General features: G+C 40.1%; 20 protein-coding genes. 11 read left to right on the top strand and 9 right to left on the bottom strand.

What is annotated here, in order from left to right; translation table 11 throughout:
• Positions 1–42 precede the first annotated feature (42 nt).
• Positions 43–3,081, bottom strand: coding sequence for a sbcc family protein (locus ACYVHJ_RS07350; RefSeq protein ID WP_460513635.1), 3,039 nt, complete (start codon positions 3,079–3,081; stop codon positions 43–45).
• Positions 3,078–4,313 (bottom strand): metallophosphoesterase family protein, encoded by a 1,236-nt coding sequence (locus tag ACYVHJ_RS07345; RefSeq protein WP_460513633.1) that lies wholly within the window; start codon positions 4,311–4,313, stop codon positions 3,078–3,080. The genes ACYVHJ_RS07350 and ACYVHJ_RS07345 overlap by 4 nt, the downstream gene beginning before the upstream one ends.
• Positions 4,314–4,753: 440 nt before the next feature.
• Here ACYVHJ_RS07345 and ACYVHJ_RS07340 point away from each other — a divergent pair, with 440 nt between their 5' ends.
• The 6 genes from ACYVHJ_RS07340 (at position 4,754) to ACYVHJ_RS07315 (ending at position 9,688) form a co-directional block, all read left to right on the top strand.
• Complete coding sequence (locus ACYVHJ_RS07340) at positions 4,754–5,272, top strand: septal ring lytic transglycosylase RlpA family protein (RefSeq protein ID WP_460513631.1); 519 nt, start codon at positions 4,754–4,756, stop codon at positions 5,270–5,272.
• A gap of 256 nt (positions 5,273–5,528) precedes the next feature.
• Positions 5,529–6,311, top strand: coding sequence for a ribosomal RNA small subunit methyltransferase A (gene rsmA / locus ACYVHJ_RS07335; RefSeq protein WP_460513629.1), 783 nt, complete (start codon positions 5,529–5,531; stop codon positions 6,309–6,311).
• Positions 6,299–7,666 (top strand): magnesium transporter, encoded by a 1,368-nt coding sequence (gene mgtE / locus ACYVHJ_RS07330; RefSeq protein WP_460513627.1) that lies wholly within the window; start codon positions 6,299–6,301, stop codon positions 7,664–7,666. The genes rsmA and mgtE overlap by 13 nt, the downstream gene beginning before the upstream one ends.
• A gap of 7 nt (positions 7,667–7,673) precedes the next feature.
• On the top strand, positions 7,674–8,606 hold the full coding sequence (locus ACYVHJ_RS07325) for a 2-hydroxyacid dehydrogenase (protein WP_460513625.1): 933 nt from the start codon (positions 7,674–7,676) through the stop codon (positions 8,604–8,606).
• A 140-nt stretch (positions 8,607–8,746) separates the two neighbouring features.
• Entirely contained in the window at positions 8,747–9,220 is a 474-nt protein-coding gene (gene greA / locus ACYVHJ_RS07320) for a transcription elongation factor GreA (protein ID WP_303612920.1), read from the top strand.
• 63 nt (positions 9,221–9,283) lie between these two features.
• Positions 9,284–9,688, top strand: a complete 405-nt coding sequence (locus ACYVHJ_RS07315) for an HIT family protein (RefSeq protein WP_460513623.1) — start codon at positions 9,284–9,286, stop codon at positions 9,686–9,688.
• Between the two features lie 646 nt (positions 9,689–10,334).
• Here the strand turns inward: ACYVHJ_RS07315 and ACYVHJ_RS07310 are convergent.
• Positions 10,335–11,330: an IS110 family RNA-guided transposase gene (locus ACYVHJ_RS07310; RefSeq protein WP_460513621.1), complete on the bottom strand. Its 996-nt coding sequence runs from the start codon at positions 11,328–11,330 to the stop codon at positions 10,335–10,337.
• Between the two features lie 560 nt (positions 11,331–11,890).
• Between ACYVHJ_RS07310 and guaA the strand changes: the two genes are divergently transcribed.
• The 3 genes from guaA (at position 11,891) to hemL (ending at position 16,522) form a co-directional block, all read left to right on the top strand.
• Positions 11,891–13,420, top strand: coding sequence for a glutamine-hydrolyzing GMP synthase (gene guaA, locus ACYVHJ_RS07305; RefSeq protein WP_460513619.1), 1,530 nt, complete (start codon positions 11,891–11,893; stop codon positions 13,418–13,420).
• Between the two features lie 150 nt (positions 13,421–13,570).
• A complete protein-coding gene (locus tag ACYVHJ_RS07300) occupies positions 13,571–15,229 on the top strand; it encodes an ABC transporter substrate-binding protein (protein WP_339902081.1) in 1,659 nt (552 codons plus the stop codon).
• Between the two features lie 6 nt (positions 15,230–15,235).
• Complete coding sequence (gene hemL, locus ACYVHJ_RS07295; protein WP_460513616.1) at positions 15,236–16,522, top strand: glutamate-1-semialdehyde 2,1-aminomutase; 1,287 nt, start codon at positions 15,236–15,238, stop codon at positions 16,520–16,522.
• Positions 16,523–16,600: 78 nt separating this feature from the next.
• Here hemL and ACYVHJ_RS07290 read toward each other — a convergent pair whose 3' ends face one another.
• Positions 16,601–19,717 (bottom strand): DUF5107 domain-containing protein, encoded by a 3,117-nt coding sequence (locus tag ACYVHJ_RS07290; RefSeq protein WP_460513614.1) that lies wholly within the window; start codon positions 19,715–19,717, stop codon positions 16,601–16,603.
• Between the two features lie 537 nt (positions 19,718–20,254).
• Here ACYVHJ_RS07290 and ACYVHJ_RS07285 point away from each other — a divergent pair.
• A complete protein-coding gene (locus ACYVHJ_RS07285) occupies positions 20,255–20,605 on the top strand; it encodes a Spx/MgsR family RNA polymerase-binding regulatory protein (RefSeq protein WP_339902078.1) in 351 nt (116 codons plus the stop codon).
• Positions 20,606–20,638: 33 nt separating this feature from the next.
• Here the strand turns inward: ACYVHJ_RS07285 and ACYVHJ_RS07280 are convergent, their stop codons facing one another.
• From ACYVHJ_RS07280 to ACYVHJ_RS07270, 3 genes are all read right to left on the bottom strand, one after another.
• Positions 20,639–21,667, bottom strand: coding sequence for a metallophosphoesterase family protein (locus ACYVHJ_RS07280; RefSeq protein ID WP_460513612.1), 1,029 nt, complete (start codon positions 21,665–21,667; stop codon positions 20,639–20,641).
• Between the two features lie 12 nt (positions 21,668–21,679).
• Positions 21,680–22,933 (bottom strand): amidohydrolase/deacetylase family metallohydrolase, encoded by a 1,254-nt coding sequence (locus ACYVHJ_RS07275; protein WP_460513610.1) that lies wholly within the window; start codon positions 22,931–22,933, stop codon positions 21,680–21,682.
• Between the two features lie 161 nt (positions 22,934–23,094).
• Positions 23,095–24,246, bottom strand: coding sequence for a 2-isopropylmalate synthase (locus ACYVHJ_RS07270; RefSeq protein WP_339902075.1), 1,152 nt, complete (start codon positions 24,244–24,246; stop codon positions 23,095–23,097).
• A 139-nt stretch (positions 24,247–24,385) separates the two neighbouring features.
• On the opposite strand from ACYVHJ_RS07270, the gene ACYVHJ_RS07265 reads away from it, so the two are divergent.
• The gene (locus ACYVHJ_RS07265; RefSeq protein ID WP_460513607.1) at positions 24,386–25,969 is read left to right on the top strand and encodes a hypothetical protein; all 1,584 of its coding nucleotides are present in this window, start codon (positions 24,386–24,388) and stop codon (positions 25,967–25,969) included.
• 56 nt (positions 25,970–26,025) lie between these two features.
• Here ACYVHJ_RS07265 and rpmF read toward each other — a convergent pair whose 3' ends face one another.
• Both rpmF and ACYVHJ_RS07255 read right to left on the bottom strand, forming a co-directional pair.
• Complete coding sequence (rpmF, locus tag ACYVHJ_RS07260; protein WP_014019078.1) at positions 26,026–26,217, bottom strand: 50S ribosomal protein L32; 192 nt, start codon at positions 26,215–26,217, stop codon at positions 26,026–26,028.
• Positions 26,218–26,234: 17 nt separating this feature from the next.
• A complete protein-coding gene (locus tag ACYVHJ_RS07255; protein WP_460513605.1) occupies positions 26,235–26,792 on the bottom strand; it encodes a YceD family protein in 558 nt (185 codons plus the stop codon).
• Positions 26,793–26,810: the final 18 nt, after the last annotated feature.

The following is a 26,810-nucleotide window of genomic DNA, read 5'->3' as shown; positions in this document are numbered from 1 at the left end:
TTAAGTAAAGTAAGCATCCCTGAATCACAGGGATGCTTTTTTTTATTGATAACTGTAATTTACTTGACTCCCTTTTTCTGGGTCTAATTCTATTGTGGCGAAAACACCAATTTCTTGTTGTAACTCTTCAACATGACTAATGATGCCTACAATTCTGTTTTCATGCCTTAAGGCTTTCAAAGTCTCAAAGACTATTCTCAGTGACTTCCTGTCCAAAGCGCCAAAACCTTCATCCAAAAAGAAGAAACTTTGATCTGCTTGATTGAGTGATTTCACTTTTTCTGCCAAGGCCAGTGCCAGGCATAAGGAAGCCTGGAAGGTTTGGCCTCCGGATAAAGTTTTAAGCAACCTTTTCTTGCCATCATTTAAATAGTCTACCACCCAAAATGTATTGTTGTCATCTATTTCCAACCTCAGGCTGTTTTTTGTCAGTTGAGTAAATCGCTTGTTGGCGGTGTTGCACAATTCTTTGAGATAAATGCTGCTGACATATTTTACAAAGCCACTGCCCTTAAACAACTGTTCCAATTCTTTTAAATTGGAAGCCCTGTTTTCCATGGTGTCCAATATCTTTAGTAAACCTTTCTTTGTCTCTACCTTCTCCCTAATGTCTGAAACATCTCGGTCTATATTTATTTTCGCTTTTTGCACCTGGTCCAATTCCTCTTTTTTCTTTTTGTGGTCCTCGGCTACAGCGTCAAAGAAATTCTGGTCAAAGGTTTTGATGCCTTCCTCAGCTTCCAGCGCTGCAAGGTGGGATTGGACTACGGAACAGTCTTGCTCATACTCCCGTATTTCTTGATCAAGTTTCTCTTCATCAAGATGGCTGTTGAAAAGTTTTTCCAACTGAGCCTGATCTGTTTGTCCATACTGGGTTTTCAAAGCATCGAATTCATTTTTCAACTTTTCCAGTTTGATAGATGCTTCCTCTTTGTTTTTGCTGAAATTCTCCAGATTGGCCAAATTGGTTGCCGCATCCTGGCGCTTTTCTTTCAGGACTTTTTGTTTCCCATCCAATAAATTGGCAGTGTCTTCAATGTCCTTTCGAACACTGGCTATCATTTGCTGGATGGTCTCAGTAGACGAATCCATGTACTTTTCACAGAAAACCTTGTCAATGATTTCATCTTCCTTTGCTTGTAAGGTGCTGCCTAGGGCAATGGCCTTCTGCTCTTCCTCTCTCAGTTCTTGATGGGCACCATCTATTCGAGTCCGCAGAATGTCTATTTTTTTTCTATACTCCCGAGCACTGTTGTGAAGTTGATCTTCTTTTTTAATTTGATCCGTAAGGACTGAGAGCTTTTCATTGATGTCTTCCAGAGTATGTATACCTAAAGTGCTTAACTCATTTTTAAGGGTGTTGAATTGATGGTTTAAGTCCTCCAGTTCTCCGGTTTTGTCGGATATTAGTTTAGTTTGATTGGTCTTTTGAAGCTCCTGATCATAAAGCCTCCGGGAAAGGAGTTGGATTTTTTCCAGATTCTGCCTAGTTTCCTCAATTTGTTGATTATAGCCGTTTACCCTCTCTTCGGTGTGATCTGAAGTAAGGGGGTAAGGGTGTTCTACAGCCCCACAGAGTGGGCAAGGTTCTCCTTCTTTTAAACTGTGGATATGGGCCTGTAAAGCCTTTTTTTCAATAAACTTTGCTTTATCCGCTTCTATAGATTTGATGTTTTCTTTTTCCCAAGCATCCCAGAGTTCCAAACTCGTGAATTGGGAAGGAATCATGCCTATAATTTTGTTTTTTTCTTTCTGAATGGAATCATTTTCTAATTTTAATTTGGCAATGGCCTCTTCCAGCTTTTTGATGCTCAAGGAGAGGCTTTTCCAATCCTTTAAGTCGCCGGTAAGTCTTGCCATGAGTGTACTATTGGACTGGTTTCTATTCTCTTCAAGCTCCTTTTCCAATAAATCAAGTTGATTCTCTAAGGCTTTTTGTTGGATTTGGCCTTCTTCTATAGTGGGTTTAATTTGGGAAACTTTTTTTTGAGCGGCGTCTAGTTTTCTTTGGATGATTTGAATCGCTATAACCTTTTCCAAGTCCCGGATTTTGGCTTCCCGCTCTGGGCGTTTGTCAGCCTTTTTCCTCAAATCCTCTTCCTCTTGCTCCAGCTTGTCGATTTGTTCAGCGTAGGTTAGCTTAAACCTGCTGCAATCTGCAAGTCCTATGGTGGCTTTCTCTAGCTCTAACCGCTCATCTTTTATTTGATTCCAAACCGGTTTCAAATAGCTGTTTGCCTGTATAAAGGCTTTCAGCTCCTTTTTCTTGGTTTCAATTTCTTTCGTTCGGCTTTGAAGGTCTTCCCACTGCTTTTGGTAGGCCAGCAGTTGGTTGTGCTTTTGCTTTTGCGCTTGAAGGGATTGAAATTGTAAGTTGGTCTTTTCAAGGCTTTCTGTGGCGGCATTCATAGTTTTTGTTAATTCTTGCTGTGCTTTTTCTTTTTCTTTTAAAAGCTCTGCAGAAATTTCGCCTAGTCCTTCCACTTGTGTTTCCAGTCGAATCAATTCTCCCCTGACCGCTTTTAAGAGACTGCCGGTTTTGGCTGACAAATCAAAGCGTCCCAAGCCAAACAGCTCCTTAATCATTTCAGCTCTAGGTCCGGGGGTAAGGTCTATAAATTCCCTGAATTTACCTTGTGGAATGATCACCGTTTGCTTAAAATGCTCCTTTTTCATGCCGATTATGGCTTCAGCATTCTGATTCAGCGGTGTGGTTGCATCTCCTTCCTTAAGATAAAATGTGTGTTCTGCAGGTTTTATCTCATCAAATTTTTTGCTGTTCCGCTTGACTGCATACCTGGCTAAATAAATCTGATGGTTGTTTTTCCCTGCTTTGAATTCGAAATTGATAAGCAACTGTTGGCTTTGCAGGTTGACCATGCTGTTTTTTTCACCCCTGTCCGACAGCCTTTCAGTGCTGCCGTACAGGGCCAAAAGTATGGCCTCCAAAATGGAGGATTTTCCACTGCCTACAGCACCGAAAATGCCAAAAATTCCTGCTGCAGTAAGTTTTTCAAAATCTATGGTTTGTTCTTCCTTGTAGGAGTAAAGTCCTTGAACGGAAAGCTTTAAAGGAATCATAATTTATCGTCTTGGCTAAGGATTTCATTGAATACTGACAATAGGGCTTCATTGGGAAGTTGCCCTTTTTCACTTTGGTAGTACATTTTAAATAAACTTGTCATGTCTTTTTCTAAATCTTTTACCTGAAGCTGTTGGTCTTGCTCGTTTCCTAGGTTTTTAATTTGGGGAATAATGTTGATGATCCCGTCATGTGCTTGCAAAAGACTTTTTCTTGTGGCTGCATCTATGGCATCGTCTGTTTCGTAGGTCAATTCCACAAAACAATAAGGGTTTTCTTCCAGCCATTCCAAAGCGGTAGGCAAGTCACTGAATTTTTTTCTTTCCAGTTTCCTGCCTTTTTTTAGGGGAATAGGTTTATAATTAACCGGTTCATTGGGAGTGCCGGTAATGAGGACCACCTGTTTTTCCTGGCCGGCTTCACTGAAAGAATAAGCCAAAGGAGAGCTGGAGTATACGACCGGAAAGGGACTTTTGCTAGCGGCATGGTAGCGGTGCAAGTGTCCCAATGCGGCATACTGTATTTGTGAAGGAATATTTGATGTATACAAGGCCTGCGTTCCTCCCACATGCAGAATGGGGCGTTCACTTTCCGGTTCTTTTTCAGGAGTGGTGCCTTCTTTGACAAAGAAGAAATGCCCGAGGAATACATTCAATCCCGAGCTGTCACAATACTGATCCGCCAAGTTGGTCCATTTTTCTTCCAATACTTTGCGCAACTCACTTTCTCTATCCCCTTCTCCCAGATAGGTTCGTAATGAAACCTCGTTGGCATAAGGAGCCAATATTATTCGTACCGGAAAATCCCAAGAGGGGAGCTGCAATGAAATAAAGCCTTTATCTGATGCCACCACCTCAATGCCACTATCAAGCTTTCCGGTGGGGATAATGCTGTCATATCTGCTGTAAAAAAATATGCCCATCTCCCTGGCCAAAGGGTCCGGGGCTTCTATAAATTGGCTGCTATCATGATTGCCAGAGATGGCAACCACCGGCCTTTGCCCATTTTGGGAAAGCTTTCGAAGTGTCTTGTACAGCAATTCGATGGATTCATGGCTGGGATTAAACCCATCAAATATATCTCCTGCAAGTAAAACCAAATCAACATCTTCTGAATTGGAAATGTCGATTATTTCTTCGAGGACAAATTTTTGTTCTTCCAATCGCGAGGCTTCCTGAAGTCTTTTTCCCAAATGCCAATCGGCAGTATGTAAAATTTTGATTTGCTTCATTGTCTAAAATAATATGGTTAACCTATTGGGTTTTAAATGGGTCAAATGGTTGTCAATAGTTAAAGTTGGTAGGCCTATGCATTTACAGGAGCTTATTGTTTAACCTTTATCCGGGGCTTAAAAAGCTACAGCTTGGCTCATTTTTTTTACCAAACAACTCCTTAATATCTCATTTCAAAGGCAATGATTTCCTCCTGTTTTCTACTAATACATTAAGAATTGAGAGAGTCATTTACATATTCCATAGATAAATTTACGTTAAAGACAGAGTAGGGCAAGGACATTTCTGTATTTTTGAAGGAATTTTCGCCTGATGAGGTCAAGGCCACTTACTTAAGTGGGATTTGATAATGCCTAAAATGAATGCGAGGCGTTCTGCCGAATAGGTAAAAATCACTTCTCTAAATCCTGGTGGAACAATTGTTGTAAGTAAATACATTATGAAAAGAATTTTGGCTGTAGGCCTTGTGCTTGTCATTGGCTTCGAAAGCATTTCATGGGCACAATCTCCCTTTACCTACCCGGACTCCCTTCTGGTTATTCAAGAAGGAATTGCCAGTTATTATGGTACTCGATTTCATAATCGTCGAACAGCGAATGGAGAAATTTATAATATGTGGGAATTTACTGCTGCCCACAAGCACTTGCCTTTTGGAACCTTGGTAAAAGTGACCAATCAAAAAAACGGTTTGCAGGCTATTGTAAGAATTAATGACCGCTTGCCGAAGAACTCTAAACGAATAATTGACCTTTCCAAAGGGGTAGCCGAGCATTTAGACATGGTAAATGATGGGATCGTTCCTGTGAAACTTTCGCTATTAAGTGCTTCGGCTGTAGAATGGTTGAGAGACCAATACAATACTGTGCCGCAAGATATTCGCCTGAGGAGTTATTATCCTGAAATAAGCATTCAGAAGGATGAGCAAGAACTTACTAAAATTAAAAAGAAAGTATTTTGACTGTTCGCATGTAAATTTTTGACTGAGCATAGCCCTTCAGATAAACAGTTAAAGGCTGTGGGGTTATGGAAAGGCGAAGAGAGAAAACAAGCATAGCCAATATGTGGATAATGACTCGAGTTTATGGTTTAAATTGGATAGAAATGCTTAGGTAAAAGGCTTTTTATATTTTTAAATGCTGTTCGGTTTATGTTATGGTCGTTGCATTAAATTGTTTACTTTTGGTGACTTAAAATCCCTTTAAATTAGCATTGTTATGAGTAAAGTGAGAGCTAAAAAACATTTAGGCCAACATTTTCTTAAAGACTTAAATGTTGCAGAGAAGATAGCCGGAGCACTTACTGGGCATATGGGTACCAATGTAGTGTTAGAAATTGGACCGGGGATGGGCGTGCTAACTGATTTTTTGTTGGACAAAAATTGGGATTTACACCTGATAGAAATAGATAAAGAATCTATCCATTTTCTTGAGAAAAAATATGAGCCGGATACACTTACCATCATTGAAGGGGACTTCTTGAATTATTATTTCAAGGATAAATTAGCGGGCCCTCATGCGATTATTGGCAATTTTCCTTACAATATTTCCAGTCAAATATTTTTTAAGGTATTGGAAAAGAGAGAGCTGGTGACAGAAGTAGTAGGGATGTTGCAGAAAGAAGTAGCGGAAAGGATGACTGCGAAAAAAGGAAACAAGACCTATGGTATTTTAAGTGTTTTGTTACAAGCTTATTATGATGTTGAATATTTATTTACGGTGCCACCGGAAGTATTTGACCCTCCTCCCAAAGTGAACAGTGGGGTGATCCGCATCAGCCGAAACAATGTAGAGAAGTTGGATTGTGATGAAAAGCTGTTTTTCAGACTTGTCAAACAGGCTTTTAGTACCAGAAGGAAAACCCTAAGAAATGCATTGAAACCAATGGGCCTTTCAGATGAATTTAAAGCATTACCAATATTAGATTCAAGGGCCGAGCAACTGGGAGTAGATGAATTTGTTCTTTTAACCCAACAACTAGAAACATCTTGGAAGAATTAAACTCATTTGAGCTATCCAAGGAATACCTGGAGGCGCTCAGGGAAAATATAGAAAGTGAAAATGTAGCCTTTATTCAGGAGTCCATGTTGGACATCAATAAAGCAGATGTTGCTGCGATATTGGATGAGTTGGACATGATGGAAGCCTTATTTGTCTTAAGGGCTTTGGATCCTGATTTTTCTGCGGACATTCTCAATGAGCTGGATGAGGATCCACAATACAAAGTAATTAAGGCCATGCCCCCTGAGGAATTGGCGACTTTGATAGATCATATGGACTCAGATGATGCGGTGGATATACTCAATCAACTGGTAGTCAATGATCGGGAAGCGGTGATTAGCCATCTTGAGGTCAAAGAAAAGTCCTTATACATCATTGAGTTACTTCGGTATGACGAGGACAGCGCTGGTGGTTTGATGGCCAAAGAGATCATAAAGGCCAACCTTAACTGGACGGTGGTACAAACCATCGATGAGATTAGGAGACAGGCAGAAAACGTCGAAAAGATCTTCAGCATCTATGTGGTAGACAATAAGGAACAGTTACTTGGAAGGGTTGCCCTGAAAAAGTTGATCTTAGCCTCCTCAAATACCAAGGTGGCTGATTTGTATGAAGAAAACATCATATCTGTTCCCACCTATATGGAAGGTGAGGAGGTGGCCGAAATCATGAGAAAATATGATTTAGAGGCTGTCCCTGTGGTGAATGTGAAAAACAAACTGGTAGGACGAATTACTGTAGATGATATTCTAGACCTGATAAGAGACCAGGCGGAAGAGGATATTCAGGCGATGACAGGTTTCTCAGACGATGTGGAGGAATCCGATTCTGTGTACCGACTGTCAAGAGCAAGATTGCCATGGCTATTGATTGGAATGGTTGGCGGACTATTAGGGGCAGGATTTATCGGCTTCTTTGAAGAAGGGCTAAATGCTGTAACAGCTTTGGCATTTTTTATCCCACTCATAACGGCCACAGGTGGTAATGTAGGCATTCAGTCCTCTACTCTAATCGTCCAGAGTTTGGCGAATCGTTCCGTATTTGAAGATAGCCTGACAAAACGTTTGCTAAAAGTGCTTTTAGTAGCGGTGTTGAATGGACTGGTTTTGGCCTTGTTTGTGATGGGAACGGTGGTTTTTTTATATGATAAGGAGGTTAAGTTTGGCTTGGTGGTAAGTATCGCTTTGTTCAGTGTAGTTTTGCTTGCCTCTTTTATGGGAACCCTCACACCGATAATTCTAGATAAGTTGGGGATAAATCCAGCCATGGCATCCGGGCCTTTTATTACCACGGCCAATGACCTGATGGGCTTAGCCGTTTACTTTATGGTTGCTACTTTATTGTTGAATCTTTAATACATACATGAAAATTTTAATCATTGACCTCATGCATGAGAGCATAGTACCTCTTTTGGAAGAAAAAGGGCATGAGGTGCATTATAGACCGGAAATCGATAGAGAAGGTATTCTCCAAATTCTTCCCGACTACCAAGGGCTGGTAATCCGTTCCAAAACTCCTATTGACCGGGGCTTATTGGAAAAAGGGGTGCAATTAAAATTTGTCGCCAGGGCAGGGGCAGGCTTGGATAATATTGACCTGGACTTTTTGGAGCAAAATTCCATAGCTCTCTATTCAGCACCTGAAGGTAATCGAGATGCGGTGGCAGAGCATGCCCTTGGTATGCTCCTGGCTTTGTTTAATCACTATATACAGTCAAATCAGCAGGTAAGAAGTGGTGTTTGGGACCGAGAGGGAAATAGAGGTGTGGAGCTGTGTGGAAAGACTGTAGGGATATTTGGCTATGGTAATATGGGGGCGGCTTTTGCTCAGCGACTCAAGGGCTTTGGTGTGAAAATACTTGCTTACGATAAATACAAAAAGGGCTTCGGCGATGAATATGTGCAAGAATGCAGCTTTGAGACCATTCAAGCACAAGCAGATATATTGAGTATTCATGTACCACTGACGGAAGAGACCAGGGCTTTCTTTTCACCTGAGGTGATCCAAGGTTTCAAAAAACCTTTTTATTTGATCAATACAGCCCGTGGTGAGGTTATCTCTGTAAAGACATTGATACAGGAACTTCGGAGTGGAAAAATAAAAGGAGCTGCTTTGGATGTTTTGGAAAAGGAAAAGCTCAAAACCTTAACACCAATGGAGCGCGCATCTTTTGAGGAGCTGACCACATTCAAGCAAGTCCTTTTTTCGCCGCATGTAGCAGGGTGGACCAATGAGTCTTATCGTAAGATAAATGAGGTTTTAGTAGCTAAAATTGCCGGTCAATGGAAGGGTTAGTGTCTTAATAAAAGATAGTTAAATTGTAAAATATGAATTCTTATTTTATCTTTGCATATAGAAAATAAAGGAAGCATATGGAAACGGTCTCAAGGTTGAGGCCGTTATTTTATTTAATAAGAGGCTAACAATTAATAAATATGGGAAGCATACAGTATTATACAGAAGAAGGATTGCGGAAGCTCAAAGATGAGCTTTTGTTCCTAAAGACCAAAGGCAGAACAGACATTGCCAAGCAAATCGCCGAAGCCAGAGATAAGGGTGATTTGAGTGAAAATGCAGAATATGATGCAGCCAAAGATGCTCAGGGGCATTTGGAATTGAAGATTGCCAAACTGGAAAACGTCATTGGTAATGCCAGGGTATTGGATAACTCCAAAATGGATACGTCCAAGGTAGGTATTCTTTGCACTGTAAAAATAAAAAATGTAAAAAATGGCATGACCGTTTCTTACACATTGGTATCTGAAGAAGAAGCAGATTTGAAAGCCAACAAAATTTCATCAGCCTCACCTTTTGGTAAAGGTCTTTTGGGTAAAAAAGTTGGAGAAATTGCTCAAATCCAAGCCCCTGCCGGTTTGGTAGAATTTGAAGTGCTTGAAATAAGCATATAATTTTTTAATCCCGGTTGCGATGCATCGGGATTTTTTTGTGATCAATCATTAACTTCCTTACTTATGCCTTCTATTTTCACAAAGATTATCAACAGAAAAATTCCGGCACATATCGTTGCTGAGGATGAGCAACATATTGCTTTTTTAGACATCATGCCTTTGGTAAAAGGCCACGTATTGGTGGTGCCCAAGGAAGAAGTAGATTATATCTATGATCTGGATGATGAATTGTATTCTAGTCTTCACCTTTTTGCCAAGAAAGTCGCCAAAGCCCAGGAATCGGTCATCAAATGTACCCGAATAGGTGTGGCTGTCATCGGCTTGGAGGTACCTCATGTACATATCCATTTGGTTCCTCTAAGGAGCATGGATGATATCAATTTCAGCAGGCCAAAGCTACAATTGGAGCCTTCAGAAATGGAAGAAATTGCCAATAAAATTAAGCAAGCTTTAGATAAAGCGAATTAAAACCTTCCTTTATCCCGGTGGCTGAGCGGAGCCGAAGCCTTAGGGTGACGAATTCGAAATTACCTACCCCTTCCGCTCGTGGTCAGGTTACCTTGCCACCAAGCCCATTGGATTTACTTTTGGACTGACTCAATATTAAATTTGGAATGCAAAAAGCTGTTCTGAAATTCCCCCTTTTACCTTAGATTAAGGGGGAGTTGCAGCAAAAGGCCTTCGAGGCTAATCTAATGGAATTTTATTGGGCTGAGAAAGTGAAATGTAAATATGTATCCGCTAATACAAACGTTACAAATCCCTCCGCCACGGCGGAGGGTAAGGGGGATTTTTTACGTGAAATGTAAACCTAAAGTAGTATTTAAATTTTAATAGGTAAACTTTTTTTAGGACAAGTACTCATCACAGATAAATCTCAAATTGTTCAAAATATTTCGCCCCTGCAGGGCTTAGGTTGCAATACGGATTTTCCACACAGGGCTTCAACCTGTGCTATTATATCTGACCCTTTCAGGGCCGGGTTTGATTGGTTGAAGTTGGTGTTTCACCTCATTGAATTTTTAGTTGAAAATGAACTTTTAATCCGGATATTTTTTCATTTTAGCCCTGTATTCTAAGATTAAAGCAAGTGGAATAGTACAATTTTTAATTTTTAAGCAGCATATTTCATTGTTTCGACATATGGGGTACCTCTTTCTATTACCGCAAAGACCCTTGATACGAGTTTATTTCTTATAATATTCATTGTACTCATTTTATTCTTGCCTTTATTAACCCGTTGTTCGTAATAAAGTCTCATCTCTGGATTGTATTGTACGGCCACCCCCGCACACATGGTTAGAAGTGCTTTTATACGTTTGTTTGCCAGTTTACTGGTTCTCGTCTTACCCATATATGTCCCCGACTGGTTGGGGAAAGGGGCGATTCCTGCATAACTGGCAAACTTTCTCCAATCTGGAAAAGCAGTAAACGCTTTAGTAAGCACAATCATCATGATGGCAGTCTGGGGACCTATACCCTTTACAGATTTGATCAACTGGTATTGTCTTAGCATTTCCTGGTCATCCTTTATCAGCCGTTCCATTTCGGCTTCCATTCCTTTAATCTGTTTGTCTAGACAGGCTATGATCTGTTTATGTGATTGAGTATATATCTCATAAGACTCCTTACCATAGACCTTTTGGTGTTCTCCTAGTCTTGTTTTGAAGGCGGTTCTTTCCTTTACCAAACGTTCCCTGTAAGAGGCAAGCTTTCTTATCGATTTCAAGCTTCGGGAGGGCATACGGAACAATTTGATCTTCTCCCTTTTCTCATAAATATACTCGGCAATATCTTTGGAGTCAGCTTTGTCTGATTTACCTCTTCGGATCCCCATAGACTTTTTCACCTCCAAGCCAGAAAGTACCGTAAAGGGGAAGTTGTGATCGTTGAGAAAAGAGATCAGAAGCTCGCTATAAAGCCCGGTGTGCTCCATTCCAAACATCAATTCATCAGGGCATACCTGCCCCAAAATGTCCATAAGCCATTCGACCATGGCTTCAAAACCTTCCAAATCATTAACAAACACAGAGTGCCTTCCAGCGTTTCTCAAATGGATATCGATGGTAGATTTACTCACGTCAATACCGATAAATGCTCTAAATTTCATAACTTTACTATTAAATGTTAATAAATATGGTTGCTGAAACTAAAACCTTTAGAAGGTCTGTTAACCTAAAATTCTAATTGGTTCTCAAGGCAACCGGAACATGGAACGGGGACTGATACAGGGCATAGGCCTTAGTGTCCTAGAAAGGGCGTAAGTTCACCCCGTTCCTATTCCTAATTTAATGTTATCCACCGTTATTCACAATTTATGAGTCTTTACAAGGCTCTCTCAATGTATATAACAGTAATCTTAGAATATTAACATTTCTCAAATCTAAAGGAAAGGGCATAGTGACTTAGCACAGGGTGTCAGCCCTGTGGCAATAGGTAAATATTTAAATCCTGAGCCCTGAAAGGGAGGCAATCTCAGTTTTCACTTTGACCTATCCAGAAAAAAACACAAATAAATGTGTAAAATGAAAAGAAAGAGTAAACCTAATTTAGGACGTGACAGTTGTTTTTTTGGTTTTCTGCATTTTTTCCAAACCATTAACCCCAAATATTATTTTGGAAATTTATCTTTTTATTTCGGGAATTGGCAAGGGCTGATTAAATTTGCGCATGGCAGAACAGATTTTAATCCTAGACTTTGGTTCTCAATACACGCAACTTATCGCAAGACGTGTTCGGGAACTGGATGTATATTGTGAAATTCACCCGTATAATAAAATTCCACCCATCACTTCCGATATTAAAGGAGTTATCCTTTCCGGGAGCCCTTGTTCTGTAAAGGACAGTGATGCCCCTGATCTCGATTTGACTCCTTTGAGAGGAAAGCTTCCCATATTGGGCGTTTGTTATGGTGCCCAGTTGATGGCACAGAAATTTGGCGGAGAGGTAAAGCCCTCAGATACCAGGGAATATGGCAGGGCCAGGCTTTCTTATTTAGATACCCATTCGCCTTTACTAAAAGAGATGACGCATGATTCTCAGGTGTGGATGTCTCACGGTGATACGATCAAAGAGCTACCGGAAGGCTTCGATATTATAGCTAGTACACAAAACGTAAAGGTAGCAGCTTATCAGGTTCAAGGAGAGGAGACCTTTGGTATTCAGTTTCATCCGGAGGTAACCCATTCTGAAGAGGGGAAAAACCTCTTAAGAAATTTTGTGGTTCAAATTTGTGATTGTGCTCAGGATTGGACGTCTGATGTGTTTATAGATGCTACGGTTGCTTCTTTAAAGGAAAGTATAGGAAAGGACCGTGTGGTAATGGGCTTATCGGGAGGGGTTGATTCTTCTGTGGCAGCTACCCTTATTCATAGGGCCATCGGAGATCAACTGACCTGTGTCTTTGTGGACAATGGTTTGTTAAGAAAAAATGAGTTTGAAGAAGTCCTGGATTCCTACAAAGGAATGGGGCTTAATGTCATTGGTGTGGATGCCAAGCAGAAGTTTTATGATGCTTTGGCCGGTATATCAGACCCTGAAGGAAAGAGAAAAGCGATTGGAAAAACCTTTATCGAGGTTTTTGATGATGAAGCCCATAAAATTAAAGATGTGAAATGGCTTGGGCAAGGCACCATTTATCCGGATGTGATCGAATCCGTTTCTGTTAATGGCCCTTCAGCAACAATCAAATCTCACCACAATGTAGGGGGATTGCCTGATTTTATGAAGCTTAAAGTGGTAGAGCCCCTGAATACACTTTTTAAAGATGGAGTAAGGGAAGTAGGTAAAGCTTTAGGAATAGCAGATACCATCATTGGCAGGCATCCTTTTCCGGGTCCTGGGCTAGGGATCAGGATATTGGGTGATATCACAGCCGAGAAAGTACAAACCCTTCAAGAAGTCGATTATATATTTATCCAAGGTTTAAAAGATGCAGGTTTATACGACGACGTATGGCAAGCAGGCTCCATGCTGCTACCGGTTCAGTCGGTAGGGGTCATGGGGGACGAAAGAACTTATGAAAGAGTAGTGGCCCTTAGAGCTGTTTCTTCTGTAGATGGGATGACAGCGGATTGGGTGCATTTACCTTACGATTTCTTAGGAAAGGTATCCAATGATATCATCAACAAAGTAAAAGGAGTAAATAGGGTGGTGTACGATATCAGTTCCAAGCCACCAGCAACCATTGAGTGGGAATAAAGATTAACATAAAAGCCTGATATCTTCATCAGGCTTTTTTATGTAAATGCCCTTAAGGAAAATTTAATTTCGTAATTTTGAATGGTTGACTGGTTTTTGTGAAAAAAGGTACGAAGTTTGAAACTACACCATTAAAGCGTTCTTCACCAAATGAAAATATTACTATACTTCCTAATTCTAATCCTGCCTGTAATGCCTGCATTTTCTCAGGAGGGTTTTGAGCAGTTTGAGCAGGCAAAAAAACAAATTCAGCAAGGTAATCAATCGGAGGCCATGGAGTTGTTGCGCCCCTATCTCGACAAAGAGAAGTATGCCTCGCTTTCTGATTATGCAAGGTTTCATTTTGCCAGGGCAGCCTATGAAAACAGGCAGTTTGAGCTAGCAAAAGAGGCTTTGAACTCCTTGCTAGATACTCGTGGGTTTGCAAAAAAGGACGATGTACGTTACTTATTGGCTTTGTGTTATTTCCAGCAGTCTACACCCAATGATGCTTTGCGGTTGATCAAAGAAATCTCAGATGAAGACTTAAAGGAAGAAGCTTATCGTGCCACTTATAATTTCCTTAAAGTAAGTGCTTCAAGTTCACTTGCTGTTCAATATGGCCTTTTTCCGGAAAATGATGGCTTGGTAATGGCCCTTAAGCAAAGACTTGAGACACAAGGGGCAATGTCGACAAATGAAAGAAAGCTTTACGATCAAATAAAAAACAGGTCTTTTTCTAAGGGGGATGGAAATACTTTTCTACCGGAGAAGGACGATGTTTTAGACATCGCAGTGGTGCTACCTTTCAATTATGAAGGCAGGTCAGGTGCCCAATTTTTAAAAGCCAATAATTTTGTTTTGCAGCTTCACCAAGGTGTTAAATTGGCCTTGGAACAAGCCCAAGCCAATGGTGTTCAAATAAATTTCAAGACTTTTGACACTGAAAGAAATGATGCAAAAGTAAGAGGTATACTCGAAGATCCATTTTTGCACAAAGCCGATATTATTATTGGCCCGCTATACCCTGAAGAGACAGCACTTGTAGCTAATTATGCAGCAAAAAATAAAATACCTCAAATAAATCCCCTTTCTAATATTGATGACAATATCAATGGCTACGAGTACGCCTATTTATTTAGACCATCCATAAAGGCCATAAGTCAAAAAGTATTGAACTACTGCAGAAAATTTGAGGGCAGGAGGGTTGCCTTGGCCTATTCAGGAACCAGTAGAGATGAGTTGTTGGCAGGGACCTTTGCGGAAATGGCCAGAAAAAGTGGGCTTCAAATAGTGAGAAATCAAAAGGTTTCTACCAGAGACATGCATGAGTTTTTCGAAAGTCTGGACTTGAGTGCAAATGGCAATCCTGAGGCTGATATTATGGTAGTTTTTTCTGATGATCCGAATATTGCTTCACCAACCTTCGGACTTGTAGAGTCTTTAGGTGCAGGGATGCCTGTGGTGGTGATGGAGAGCTGGTTGTATTTTGACTTTGCCAATTATGACATGATGGAAGCACAGAACTTTCATTTTATAGGTAACAATACGGTTGACTTTAACAATGAACTCTTGGATGATTTTAGAGAGAACTACTTAAATGTTTACAAGGATTACCCAACTTCCTTTGCCTATATGGGCTATGAGTTGGCAGATTTTGTAACAAAGGTCATCAATGATGAAAAAGGGTTTGATTTTCAAAAAAACCTGGACCGTAGTAACTTTATGAAAGGAAATTTGACCTTTGGTTTTGATTTTTCAGGAGTGAAATTTAATAATTACGTCCCTATATTAAGTTTGGTGGATGGCGTTTTGACTATTGAAGATTAATTGAAAATGAATACAAGTAAAAGCAAGCAACTTTTTGAGAAAGCGAAAAAATTTATACCGGGTGGGGTGAACTCACCTGTTAGGGCTTTTAAAGCCGTTGGAGGAGATCCATTGTTTATTTCTCATGCAGAAGGTGCCTATATCTATGATGTTGATGGTAATGAATACATAGAAGCCATCAACAGTTGGGGGCCAATGGTGCTAGGACATAACCACCCTTTGGTGCGTGAGGCCGTAATCAAAGCCATGGAGAAAGGGACTTCCTTTGGAGCACCTACAGGGATGGAAGTAGAAATAGCGGAACTGATTACCAAGATGGTTCCCTCCGTAGAGAAAGTGAGAATGGTTAACAGTGGCACAGAAGCCACCATGTCAGCAGTAAGACTTGCCAGAGGTTTTACCGGGAAAGATAAATTTTTAAAATTTGAAGGAAATTACCATGGGCATGGGGATAGCTTCCTTATCGCAGCAGGCTCAGGAGCCATTACCATGGGCAATCCTGATTCACCCGGAGTAACGCATGGTACTGCCAAAGATACCCTTTTGGCTCCTTTCAATGACTTGGGAAAAGTCAAAGAAGTTTTGGAGGCGAATAAAGGTGAAATTGCAGCCATTATTTTAGAACCGGTTGCGGGAAATATGGGCTGTGTATTGCCGGAGCCCGGCTTTTTGGAAGGCCTAAGGAAGCTTTGTGATGCGGAAGAAATTGTACTGATTTTTGATGAGGTAATGACCGGATTTAGGTTGTCTCCCGGAGGTGCCCAGCAGTATTTAGGGGTAACGCCTGATCTCACCACTATGGGTAAAATTATTGGTGGAGGAATGCCGGTGGGAGCTTATGGTGGAAAAGCCGAAATTATGGATTTTGTCTCTCCTTCAGGACCTGTTTACCAGGCAGGAACACTTTCAGGAAACCCGATTGCCATGGCCGCAGGGCTTACCATGCTTAAATACTTGGATGAAAACCCTAATGTATATACTCAGTTAGAAAAAACAGGGGAAACCTTGGTAGCCGGACTTAAGGATAGCCTTAAACGTTTGGGGCTTCCTTATACCATCAATAATTTGGGAAGTATGTACACGCTTTTCTTTACAGACCAAAAAGTAAAGAACTTTGCAGATGCCCAAACCTGTGACACCGAGGTTTTTGGGAAGTATTTTAGAGGAATGCTTGAAAAAGGCATTTATCTGGCTCCTTCTCAATATGAAAGTCTCTTTCTGTCTACAGCTTTGGAAGATGCCCACTTGAATAAAATTCTTGAGGCAAATGAAGAAACTTTAAAAAGTCTATAAATAAGTTTAGTTGGGCTTAGCAATAAAAAAGGGCTTCTGGTTTTCCAAAAGCCCTTTTTGCTTCAAATGTTTCTTTTTTTACAAAGATTGACCGACTTCAATAATCTGTTTGACGATTCCATTTTCTTCCTTAAGGTCTATTGTGGCCGCATCACTATTTTCAGCGTAATCTATAAGTTGTTCAATTTTTGCTACTGAAGCTGCTTTGCCTTCTTTTTTGATTTTTTCCATCAACTCAGCTGCAGCTTCTTTTTGTCCGTTATTTTTCAAGGCCAAAAATACAAGAGCCTGCTCTTGGCTATTGATATTGACCTTATCTGCCTGTGCAATCACAGCCTCTAGGTAATCACGGGATTTACCTTGCTCATTTCTCGCTTTGTAAACCATTGCTGTAAGGTAGTCCTGCAAGATCTCTTTGGGGTTATAGGGTTTACCTACACCTAGATTTTCAGGCCAAAGCCTGGATTTTTCTATTTTAGTCAAAGCAGCATTCCATCTCTTGGCCTTGATGTCCTGCAAGGTTGCATTAAGGTAAACGCTTTCATAAAGGGTTCTTCCGCCACCGGCACCTTCATGCGGTAATACCTCAATTTTATCCAGTAATTTCATCGCCGTTTTGTATTGGCCGGCCTTGTTTAGTAATTGGATGTACTCCATTTCCAATACATAATTTCCCGGAAAAGCTTTTACTGCTTCTTTTACCAATGTCAATGCCTCCTGGTTTGCCCCCTTATTAGCAAAATGCTTGGTGAGTTGAAACCATGTTCTCCATTGTGATTGATCCATGGACAGGGCTTTTTCCAGGTCTTCTTGTTTCTTTTCATCCCCTTGTTGATTCAATAATAAAGCCCTGCTTAGATAAAAAGTAGCTTCATCTGCAGATTGTCCAATTGCTTCAAGCAACTGATATCCCTCTTCTTCTTGTCCCAAAGCCATTAGGTTAAGGGCAAGGTAATAATCCACCTTCCAAGAAGAAATTTCAGACTTTGCCCACTTAAGTATAGGTAATGTTTCTTTCCGGAATGGCAGTACAAATGCTGAGGGCTGAGCGATCATCTGATTCAATTGTGCATCCTTTTGGGCAGGATCCAGATAGGCCAACCACAAATTCACCAGTGGGTGTTTGGGGCTGTTTTCTAGCACTTGAATCGCGATTTCTTTTTGCTTGTACTTATTGTACACAGTAGCCAATTCCATATAGCTTTGAAAAGGCATTTCATTTTTTATCATTGCTTTGAATTTTTCCAGGGAGGATTGATCCTTGTCAAGGAGGTAATGCTCAAAGCGAATGAAATGGTTGAGCGGATCAATTTCCCAAAGCTGATCCAGGGTTTTTAATGCCTGTGCTTTTTCTCCTTTTAGCCTTTGGCTGACAGCCAAAACCTGTAGGGCCATGATATTGCTTGTGTTGTTCTTAAGGGCTTTGTTGGCAAAATCTACAGCCTGATTGAGTTGCCCATCTGCCAAATAAATCTCCGACATGATGGCATAAGCAGAAGATCGGAATTCCATAGATCGGGCGGCCCAACCGAAAGCCTCAAGGGCCTGATTGGTTTGTCCCATTGCATTATAAATGCTACCGGCAACAAAGTTTGCCTGATGGTCAAAATAGTCGGTAGCCAATGCTTTATAAATATTGTCTAATGCCTCCTCATACGCTGTGTAGCGCAAAAGTAGTTCGGCATAATCTATCCTTGCCTGTAGATGTCCAGGATCATTTTCAAGTAATTTTTTATAGGCGATCTCTGCTTTGTCATAATGCCTGCTGTAATAATACTGCCTGGCTTCAAAGTACAGTTTTTGGTTTTCGGATAGTTGTGGAGCATTGGTTTTATCAAACGGCCGAGACAGTTTCATCTCGTCTTTTTCGGTCCATTTATACAGCTGTTCACCTGCATAAATTACCTCTAGTTCTTTGACCGGCTGATCATATTTTATTTCATGGTTGATTGCCTCCATGGGTAGGGCCTGAACAGCCACTGTTTGTTCCTGCTTTCCATTGATAAAGATTTCCAGTTCACCATCCACCTTTTGGAATGGGTTGAACCCTAGGCTGATCAAGTTTTCGGATTGTTTCACATGTACTACACCAGTTTTTGAAACATCACTTATGCCACCAATTTCTTTTACCGGAAACCAGTAATTGGACCATTGATCAAGTGTATAAGGGGCAAAACCTGCTTTAGTGAGCGGTGTTTCTACGCTTTTTGATGGTGAAAATTGATTCAACATCCTTCCGGCTTGAAACTCCATGTATTGGCCATCGTTGTCCGTTAAAAGGTCTTCCCAAATTCCGCCATTTCTAGACAAGGCCCACAGCCAAAGTTTTTTTCCGGGACTGTCATCGTATGAGGAAAAATGTCCAAAACCAATTCCTTTGTTATGAAAATATCCACCAAAATGATTTAAAAATGAGCCGGCAATGTGTTGGGATTTGGCCCCGCCGAAATTATTGTTCTTGTAATGGTTAATGGCTATTCCGTCTTGAATCGGCCATTCTTTAGCCTCTCCACTGTGTTGCAAGGCAACATGGCCCGGGTAATAAAACTCTTGGTCTTCTGCAACATGAGCGGCTGCGGTCATCCAGTTATAATAGGGTTGTCTAAGTGGTTCAGGATTGTACCAGATGCCTTCTGTTTCAAAATAGGCTTTGTCCTTAGGTAGATTGATTTTGACTCTCCACTGCGTTCTGGAAGGAAGATCAATTGTGCCCACCACGCAGGTAATACTACCGTCTTCATTCTCATAATACACATAGTCGACAGGGCTAGCGGTGGCCGGAGAATGACCGATGATGCCAAAATTAAATTCTATACCACCTGACGTCCATGGGCCCCGCATGGCAATATTTCGGAATTTGACTACTTCATTTTCATAGATAAAATCTTCACCGGTTGATTTTTCTATGGCACCCCAAATGCGCCCACCGATTTGAGGCATGACTGTGATTTTTAGATAATCATTTTCCATGGTGATAAGGTCCCATTCTTTTTTTTTCGATTTGGTACTATAACCTTCGAAATTAAAATAGGGGTAAATATTGGGCCTGTAGGCAAGTGAGGGTACAGGGTTGGGATCCGAAAATGGATAGGTCTCAAAAACGGTTGGTTGTTGAGAAATCTGCACTTCCTGTGCTAAACCAAGTTTTACTGTGGTTAGCATTAGTGTCAAGAGAACTGCTACTTTTAAATTCATATACAATAAGGTGTTTGATTAGGGTAGTTTCATGGATTTCGGTTATAATATAAGCAATTAACCGGATCTTAGAGGTAAGCTTATTTCAAGGTTTTTACCACATAAGTGTTCTGTAATTTATCAGGATTAAGAGCCAAGTAAGAAATTCACTTTATGGTATTAGAGTAAAATTTAGATATTCCGAGCTAGAAATCAATAATTTTTTGATAAGGGGTATTTTGTGTATATCTAAAAAAAGAGGAGCGCTAGGCTCCTCTTATGTTGAATGGTAATTAATACTAGTTGGCTTTTTACATTCAACAATTTCAGTGGTGATATTGTTTTAACGCATCAAATCAATTAATGATGTGTTTTGAAAAATATTTCTCAAATCTATTTGCATTTGAATCGATTAAAATTCTTGGATTTCGGAACTTTTTATGTCCGTTCGCTTGTCTTTAATAAAGTTTTGCAATTTTTACTATTAATTAAAATGGCAATTAATATGCCAAAAGCAAAGCGAAAAAAGTTGTTGTGTTGACTAAAATATCAAGTGAGATGGCAGTAAAAATATATGGGATTAAAAATTGTAATACGATGAAGAAAACTTTTTCTCTTTTTGATACAATGGAAGAGGGATATGAGTTTACTGATTATAAAAAGCAAAAGCCTGATCAGGCACTTTTGGAAAGTTTTATTGATAAGCTTGGCTTAGATACTGTGGTCAACCGAAGAGGTACTACCTATAGAAAGCTTGATGATGAAACAAAGTCAGCTTTGGATAAAATAGATACTGCCATCCCCATACTCCAAGAAAAAAGCAGTATGATTAAACGACCTATTTTGGTGTTTGAAGATGGAAGTATGCAGGCAGGATTTGATGAAGATTTGATACGTTCAAAATACTAATAAATGCTAAAAGGACATGGCTAAAAGGCTTACTTAAGAAAATTTAGTCTCATCCTTTTTCTCCATAGGCAAGAAATCTACTTCCAAATAACCACCGGAGGCATTTGGGCTGGTAAGGAATTGAGGAATTCCTCTGGCCCAATCTATGGTTTGCTTGTGGATATGACCTGCAAATACGCCTAGTAGATTCTTGGTGTTGAACACTTCTTTATGAAAGGCCATGGTGGTCTCAGTATGACCTTCTTCCGGCCAGCGTTGTCTCCTTTCAATTTTAAAGTTTCTGTCGTTCTTTGCATTGTAATCGGGATGACCACATCCGTATCCCAAGGTTCTTCCGGGAGCGTATAGTGGGATGTGCATCATTAAAAGCATGGGTAGCCCTTTTTTGGCCTCAGCTTTATAAAATTCCAGTTGTTCCGGTAGGATTTCGTAATAACTGTTGTCAATATTTACCAGATTGATCCCTTTTATTTCTGCTGAATACATTAGCGGGTTTCTGCCCTTGTAGAGTGGGAGTAACCGCTTATTTATCCAGGTTTCCCTCAATTCGTGAAGGCTTCCTTCCATGCCTTCATAGTGCCAGTCGTGGTTGCCACTTGAATAGAAATAAGGAATTCCTGTTTTTTCAAGGCGCTCAAATGCCCATTCAATTGCTGCCTCAGAAGGGAAGCTAAACAAGTCACCGGTGAGTGTGATGGCATCAGCTTTTACCTCTTTTGCTATTTTTAGGGTTGCTTCAAAAGCTTCTTCGGGATGGGTAGATTCTCCAGTAAGGAAATGATGGGTTTTATTGTAGGCTTTTGCCATTCTCCCACTGTATTGTTGGTACTTTTCGCCTCTTTGGTCGTCTTTAAACAGGTGTGTGTCGGTAACATGCATGATCTTGACTTTTTGGCCAAGATCATGTACGTTAAAATTTATTTTATGCCCATTTACACCAACAATAAAAGGATGTTTTTTAAAGTCAGCTTTAGGTTGTGCAGCGTTTAATTCCTCGTTTAAGCCTAAGGCTAATCCCGCCGATATTACCCCTGCATTCTGGAAGAAATGTCTTCTTTTCATAAGGTTAATGTTTTACTCATCCCACAAAGGAGCAGTGAGGCCATTCAAATCCCACACTACTTTTCCAGACTGGATGGTTAGCTCATTTTCTATCTTGTATTTTCCCATCATTTTGCCAACACCTGTCTTTTCAGTAAAGCCAAAATTCCCTTCCAATACATTAAGGATAGCGATGTCAGCTATAGCCCCTTCACTTAAATGTCCTAATTCGGTATGCTTGATTACCTGTGCAGGTTTCCATGTAGAAGCTGCAATAATTTCCTGCATATTCATGCCCATATTAAGAAATTTGGACATCACATTGGTCATGTTTTTCATTCCACTCATGATACTGCTCATGTGTGCATCCGTACTTATGGTATTGGGTTTTATGCCTTGTTGCATTGAGGGGATCGCATGTTTAAAGGCAAAACTTGAGCCACCATGTCCCACATCGTAGATAATGCCTCTTTCTTGAGCAGCTTTAATGAAAGGTCTTAATCTTCCGGCAGGATCCACCAAAGCTTCTCTGCCAAATCCGCCACCCCCGTAAATATGTGTGTAAATATCTCCCGGTCTTAACTTTTCCATAAAAAGGGTTTCGAGGGAAAGTGGAGGGTTGGCTCCTCCAAAATCGACCATTACAGGAATATCAGCTAACTCTCCTGCTTTTACCAAACGGTCTATTTGTTGCCATTGATGTCCGGCATAGTGGGCTACTTTAAACCCCACAATATAATCAGGATGTTGCTTGGCTACCAAAGCGGCCATTTTTGGATCCATGTCGTCCAGGTTTTGTTCATAAAGTGCGCCTTTCATCCCATGTCCCACAATGTTGAGCATGGCAAAAACTCTGGTCCTTACCCTATCAATAACTTGTTCTTTGAATTGTATAAAGTTTCTCCATCCTGAACCTCCAGCGTCTACCACGGTAGTTACCCCATATGGTAAAGTAAACCCGTCAGGATGAATGGCGCTGTAGCCATTGCTGTACTGCCCTCTTGGATCCAGACCATAGAAATTGTGCGTGTGGATATCGATTAAACCCGGGCTTACAATCATACCGGTAGCATCAATTACTTCACTTGCAAGGTCTTCATCTATTGATTTTTGAACCAAGGCAATTTTATCACCCGTAATGGCAATGTCCATGGGTTCATCAATATTGTTTTTAGCATCGATTACATGGCCACCTTTGATCAAAAGATCGTATTCTTGTCCCATAACCTGTAAGGAGCATATGGCCAATAAGGCAATAGTAAAGGTGAATTTTATAAAGTTGTTCATTTTCAAAATAGTGGTGTTAGTTGTTATTCAATTTATGGGGATAATTTAGCCTTTAGGCTTTTGAGTAGCAAGTGAAATTTGTTGATCGGTAGGTGGTATAAACAAAAAAAACGGAAAGTTTGTACCTTCCGTTTCCTTTAATATAAGCCTTTTTCTTCCCTTTAAACAGCTTCTGCGATAATTTGATGAATATCCTCATCCAATATTTCTTTCTTCATGTCCGCATGTTTAAGAAAGACGTCGTAAACTTTGTCTAATTCAAGTTTTGTAAGTGAATGGCCAACTTTATGTGCCCTGTATGCTAAAGCTGCCCTTCCGGACCTTGCTGTAAGCACAATCATGGATTCATCTACACCAACTTCCAAGGGGTCAATAATTTCGTAGGTCTCCCTATTCTTGATAACACCATCTTGGTGGATGCCGGAAGAATGGGCAAAAGCATTTGAGCCTACAATTGCTTTGTTAGGCTGCACCATCATACCCATTTTTTCAGCTACAAGTCGACTAATGGGGTTAAGCAGCTTAGAATTTATATTGTTGGTAACATTAAGTCTAGGATGCTGTTTCATGATCATGGCCACTTCCTCCAGAGAGGTGTTTCCGGCCCGCTCACCTATTCCGTTAACAGTACATTCAATCTGTCTCGCTCCATTGGTGATGGCGGCAATAGAGTTGGCAGTAGCCAATCCCAGGTCATTGTGACAGTGTGCTGAAATAATCACATTTTCAATACCCCTTACATTATCTGTCAGGTATTTTATTTTTGCGCCATATTCATCAGGCAAACAGTAGCCTGTAGTATCAGGAATGTTTAGCACAGTGGCACCTGCTTTAATGACTGCCTCACAAACTCTGGCAAGGTATTCATTGTCTGTTCTGCCTGCATCCTCAGCATAAAACTCCACATCCTCTACAAAGGATTTGGCATATGCAACTGCATCTGAAGCCCTTTGTAGAATATTATCTCTATTACTGTTGAACTTGTGCTTGATGTGGTAATCGGAAGTTCCTATTCCAGTATGTATTCTTGGGCGCTTAGCAAACCTTAATGCTTCAGCAGCCACCTCTATGTCTTTTTTTACTCCTCTGGATAGGCCACAAACAATTGGCTCCGTTATGTTTTTTGAAATTTCAATAACGGAATTAAAATCCCCAGGGCTAGAAATGGGGAATCCTGCTTCGATCACATCTACACCTAGAGCCTCCAGTTGTTGGGCAATTTCTATTTTTTGAGGGGTGTTTAATTTACATCCGGGTACCTGCTCCCCATCGCGAAGGGTTGTGTCAAAGATCAATACGTGATTCTCATCCATAGTTATAATATTTTTATAAAATCTAAAGTAGAACCTTACAATTAGCGAATAAATTCGATTAACTTTATATGTCCGACGTCTAATGAGATATAAAGTAACATTATGATCAGAAAATCAGGTGTTTAAGTAGTTTAAAAATATGATATCCAATAATAAAAAAGATTTTTTATTTGACTTAATAAATAGCCTATCCCCCTCAGAAAAAAGGAATTTCAAACTCTTTGCAAAGCGGCTGGCATCAAATGAAGGAGCTAAGTTTATTAGGCTGTTTGATGTATTGGACAAAATGGAGGTGTACAATGAGCGGCAATTGCTGGAAAAGACACCTGTAAGTAAGAAGCAATTGTCCAATATGAAGGCACATTTGTACAAACAAGTGCTAACCTCTTTGAGGCTTTTGTATGCGGATCGGAATATTGAGCTTCAATTGAATGAGCAAATAGATTTTGGGAGAATTCTATACAACAAAGGCCTATACATGCAAAGTTTGAAAACTCTGGATAAGGCCAAGCAGGTGGCAAGTATGTATGGCCTCAATACCATCATGCTACGAGTGGTGGAGATGGAGAAGGTGATAGAATCTCAACACATAACTAGGAGTATTGAAAATAGGGCTGATATCCTCAGCCATGAAGCGGCTCATTTGGCCGATAAGGTGGATCTCAAAAATCGGTTTTCAAGCCTCTCATTACAATTGTACGGGATATATTTGAAAACCGGTTATATTAAAGACAAGGAGGGAAGGGAGATGCTGGAGAAGTTTTATAAGGAAAACATGCCGGTATATGACTTTCAAAGTTTGGGTTTTTATGAAAAAATGTATTTGTTTCAAGCCCAGGTTTGGTATTACCATATCATTCAAGATTTTCCGGTTTGTTATCGAGCTGCCCAGCACTGGGTAGATCTTTTTGAGGCAGCTCCACAAATGATCAAGGTGGCAACTGGTAGTTACCTTAAGGCGTACCATTATTTATTGGATACCCTGTTTTATATGGGGTACTACGAGCGTTTTGCCCAGGTTCTAGGTGAATTTAGAAATGGTTTGCAGCAAGAGGATTTTTTGTTTGATGGCAATAGTAAGATATTGTCATTTCTCTACCTTTATTCCAATCTAATTAACTTTTATTTTTTAAAGGGGGATTTTACCAAAGGGGTGGAAGAAATTGTGCCTGATTTATTAAGAGATATTTCTCCAATCAAAAGAAAGCTTGATGTGCACCATTTAATGGTGCTGCACTATAAAATCGCCTGCCTCTATTTTGGTAGTGGAGACAATGAAAGAGCAATTCTTTATTTAGATCAAGTCATCCAAAATAGCCAAATTGGCCTGAGGGAGGACTTGCAATGTTTTGCTCATATCTTGAAACTGATTGCTAGCTATGAAGCCGGAATTGATGAAAAATTGGATGGGCAAATCAGAAATGTTTACCGTTTCTTGATTAAAATGGATGATTTGCATCAGGTACAAAAGGAAATGATGCATTTCATTAGAAACCTTAGCAGGATCTATGACCATGAACTCAAGGGGGCCTTTATTCAATTGAGAAATAAGTTAATCGCTTATGAAAACCACCCTTTCGAGAAGAGGGCTTTTCTTTATCTGGATATTATCTCTTGGTTGGAGAGTAAAATTGAGAACAGACCTGTACAGGATATCATTCAGCAAAAATTCTCTGAGAAAGTCAAGCGGGAAAAAAGTAGGATGGTAGACAATGGTCTATAAAAAAGCTGCCTGATCTTGAATAGATCAGGCAGCTTTACAAGATTTTAAAGGGTAAATTATACAGTTACCTCTTTTTCCATGATTACCTGACCTTTGTAGTACAGCTTACCATCTAGCCAAAAGGCTCTGTGTGGTAAATGAAACTCACCAGTGGTAGGGCACTTAGCCAAACCAGGTGCATTTAATTTATAATGTGTCCTTCTTTTATCTCTTCTGGTTTTGGAAATTTTCCTTTTAGGATGTGCCATATCTATGTAATTTTAGCTTATTCTTTATTTTTTAAATTCTTTAAAGCTTTCCAAAACGGGTTTTGGTCGTCTTTTATTTGTTCTTCTGATAAATTATTTTCTCCTGCTTCATAAACGATCCAACCGTCACCTTCATCCTCATCATCTTCATCTTCTTCTGTCAAATGATCCGGATGAATTTTCTTTGCAGGAATACCTAGCAAAATAAACTCATAGATCAATTGCATTACGTTGATGCTTTGGGTGTCGGCCGTGATAAAGAAGATTTCATCACTGATTTCTTTTTCTTCTTGACCGTATTTGTACAAGATCTTATGTGACAAGTCCAAAGGATAATCAAAATCCTCAAGACTTCTGTCGCAAGTGATGTTTACCTTCCCTTTTAAATGGAATACAACCTCAATCAGGTTGATCCTTTTGTCAAGTTCTATGCTTGCCTTAATGGCCACATCATTTACTATCTCTCGACTGTTTTCAAAATGATCCAGGAATTCAGAATCAATTTCGAAATTGAAATTGTGCCTCCCTTCCTTCAGCCGAATAATGTCAATATCGAATTTCCTTATGAATTTCATTTTCTGAATTAAGACCGC

The organism is Cyclobacterium sediminis, assembly GCF_054781075.1.
The sequence above is the reverse complement of the archived record's forward strand: the minus strand, read 5'-3'. Positions and strand labels throughout refer to the sequence as shown.

Bases quoted from the DNA above. Each gene is read 5' to 3' on its own strand.
- ACYVHJ_RS07300 (WP_339902081.1), top strand. From the start codon at position 13,571: ATGAAAATATTACTATACTTCCTAATTCTAATCCTGCCTGTAATGCCT.
- ACYVHJ_RS07310 (WP_460513621.1), bottom strand. From the start codon at position 11,330: ATGAAATTTAGAGCATTTATCGGTATTGACGTGAGTAAATCTACCATC.
- ACYVHJ_RS07325 (WP_460513625.1), top strand. From the start codon at position 7,674: ATGAAAATTTTAATCATTGACCTCATGCATGAGAGCATAGTACCTCTT.
- greA (WP_303612920.1), top strand. From the start codon at position 8,747: ATGGGAAGCATACAGTATTATACAGAAGAAGGATTGCGGAAGCTCAAA.
- ACYVHJ_RS07315 (WP_460513623.1), top strand. From the start codon at position 9,284: ATGCCTTCTATTTTCACAAAGATTATCAACAGAAAAATTCCGGCACAT.
- ACYVHJ_RS07345 (WP_460513633.1), bottom strand. From the start codon at position 4,313: ATGAAGCAAATCAAAATTTTACATACTGCCGATTGGCATTTGGGAAAA.
- ACYVHJ_RS07275 (WP_460513610.1), bottom strand. From the start codon at position 22,933: ATGAACAACTTTATAAAATTCACCTTTACTATTGCCTTATTGGCCATA.
- rsmA (WP_460513629.1), top strand. From the start codon at position 5,529: ATGAGTAAAGTGAGAGCTAAAAAACATTTAGGCCAACATTTTCTTAAA.
- ACYVHJ_RS07350 (WP_460513635.1), bottom strand. From the start codon at position 3,081: ATGATTCCTTTAAAGCTTTCCGTTCAAGGACTTTACTCCTACAAGGAA.
- ACYVHJ_RS07340 (WP_460513631.1), top strand. From the start codon at position 4,754: ATGAAAAGAATTTTGGCTGTAGGCCTTGTGCTTGTCATTGGCTTCGAA.
- ACYVHJ_RS07280 (WP_460513612.1), bottom strand. From the start codon at position 21,667: ATGAAAAGAAGACATTTCTTCCAGAATGCAGGGGTAATATCGGCGGGA.
- ACYVHJ_RS07285 (WP_339902078.1), top strand. From the start codon at position 20,255: ATGGCAGTAAAAATATATGGGATTAAAAATTGTAATACGATGAAGAAA.
- ACYVHJ_RS07270 (WP_339902075.1), bottom strand. From the start codon at position 24,246: ATGGATGAGAATCACGTATTGATCTTTGACACAACCCTTCGCGATGGG.
- rpmF (WP_014019078.1), bottom strand. From the start codon at position 26,217: ATGGCACATCCTAAAAGGAAAATTTCCAAAACCAGAAGAGATAAAAGA.
- hemL (WP_460513616.1), top strand. From the start codon at position 15,236: ATGAATACAAGTAAAAGCAAGCAACTTTTTGAGAAAGCGAAAAAATTT.
- guaA (WP_460513619.1), top strand. From the start codon at position 11,891: ATGGCAGAACAGATTTTAATCCTAGACTTTGGTTCTCAATACACGCAA.
- ACYVHJ_RS07265 (WP_460513607.1), top strand. From the start codon at position 24,386: ATGATATCCAATAATAAAAAAGATTTTTTATTTGACTTAATAAATAGC.
- ACYVHJ_RS07255 (WP_460513605.1), bottom strand. From the start codon at position 26,792: ATGAAATTCATAAGGAAATTCGATATTGACATTATTCGGCTGAAGGAA.
- ACYVHJ_RS07290 (WP_460513614.1), bottom strand. From the start codon at position 19,717: ATGAATTTAAAAGTAGCAGTTCTCTTGACACTAATGCTAACCACAGTA.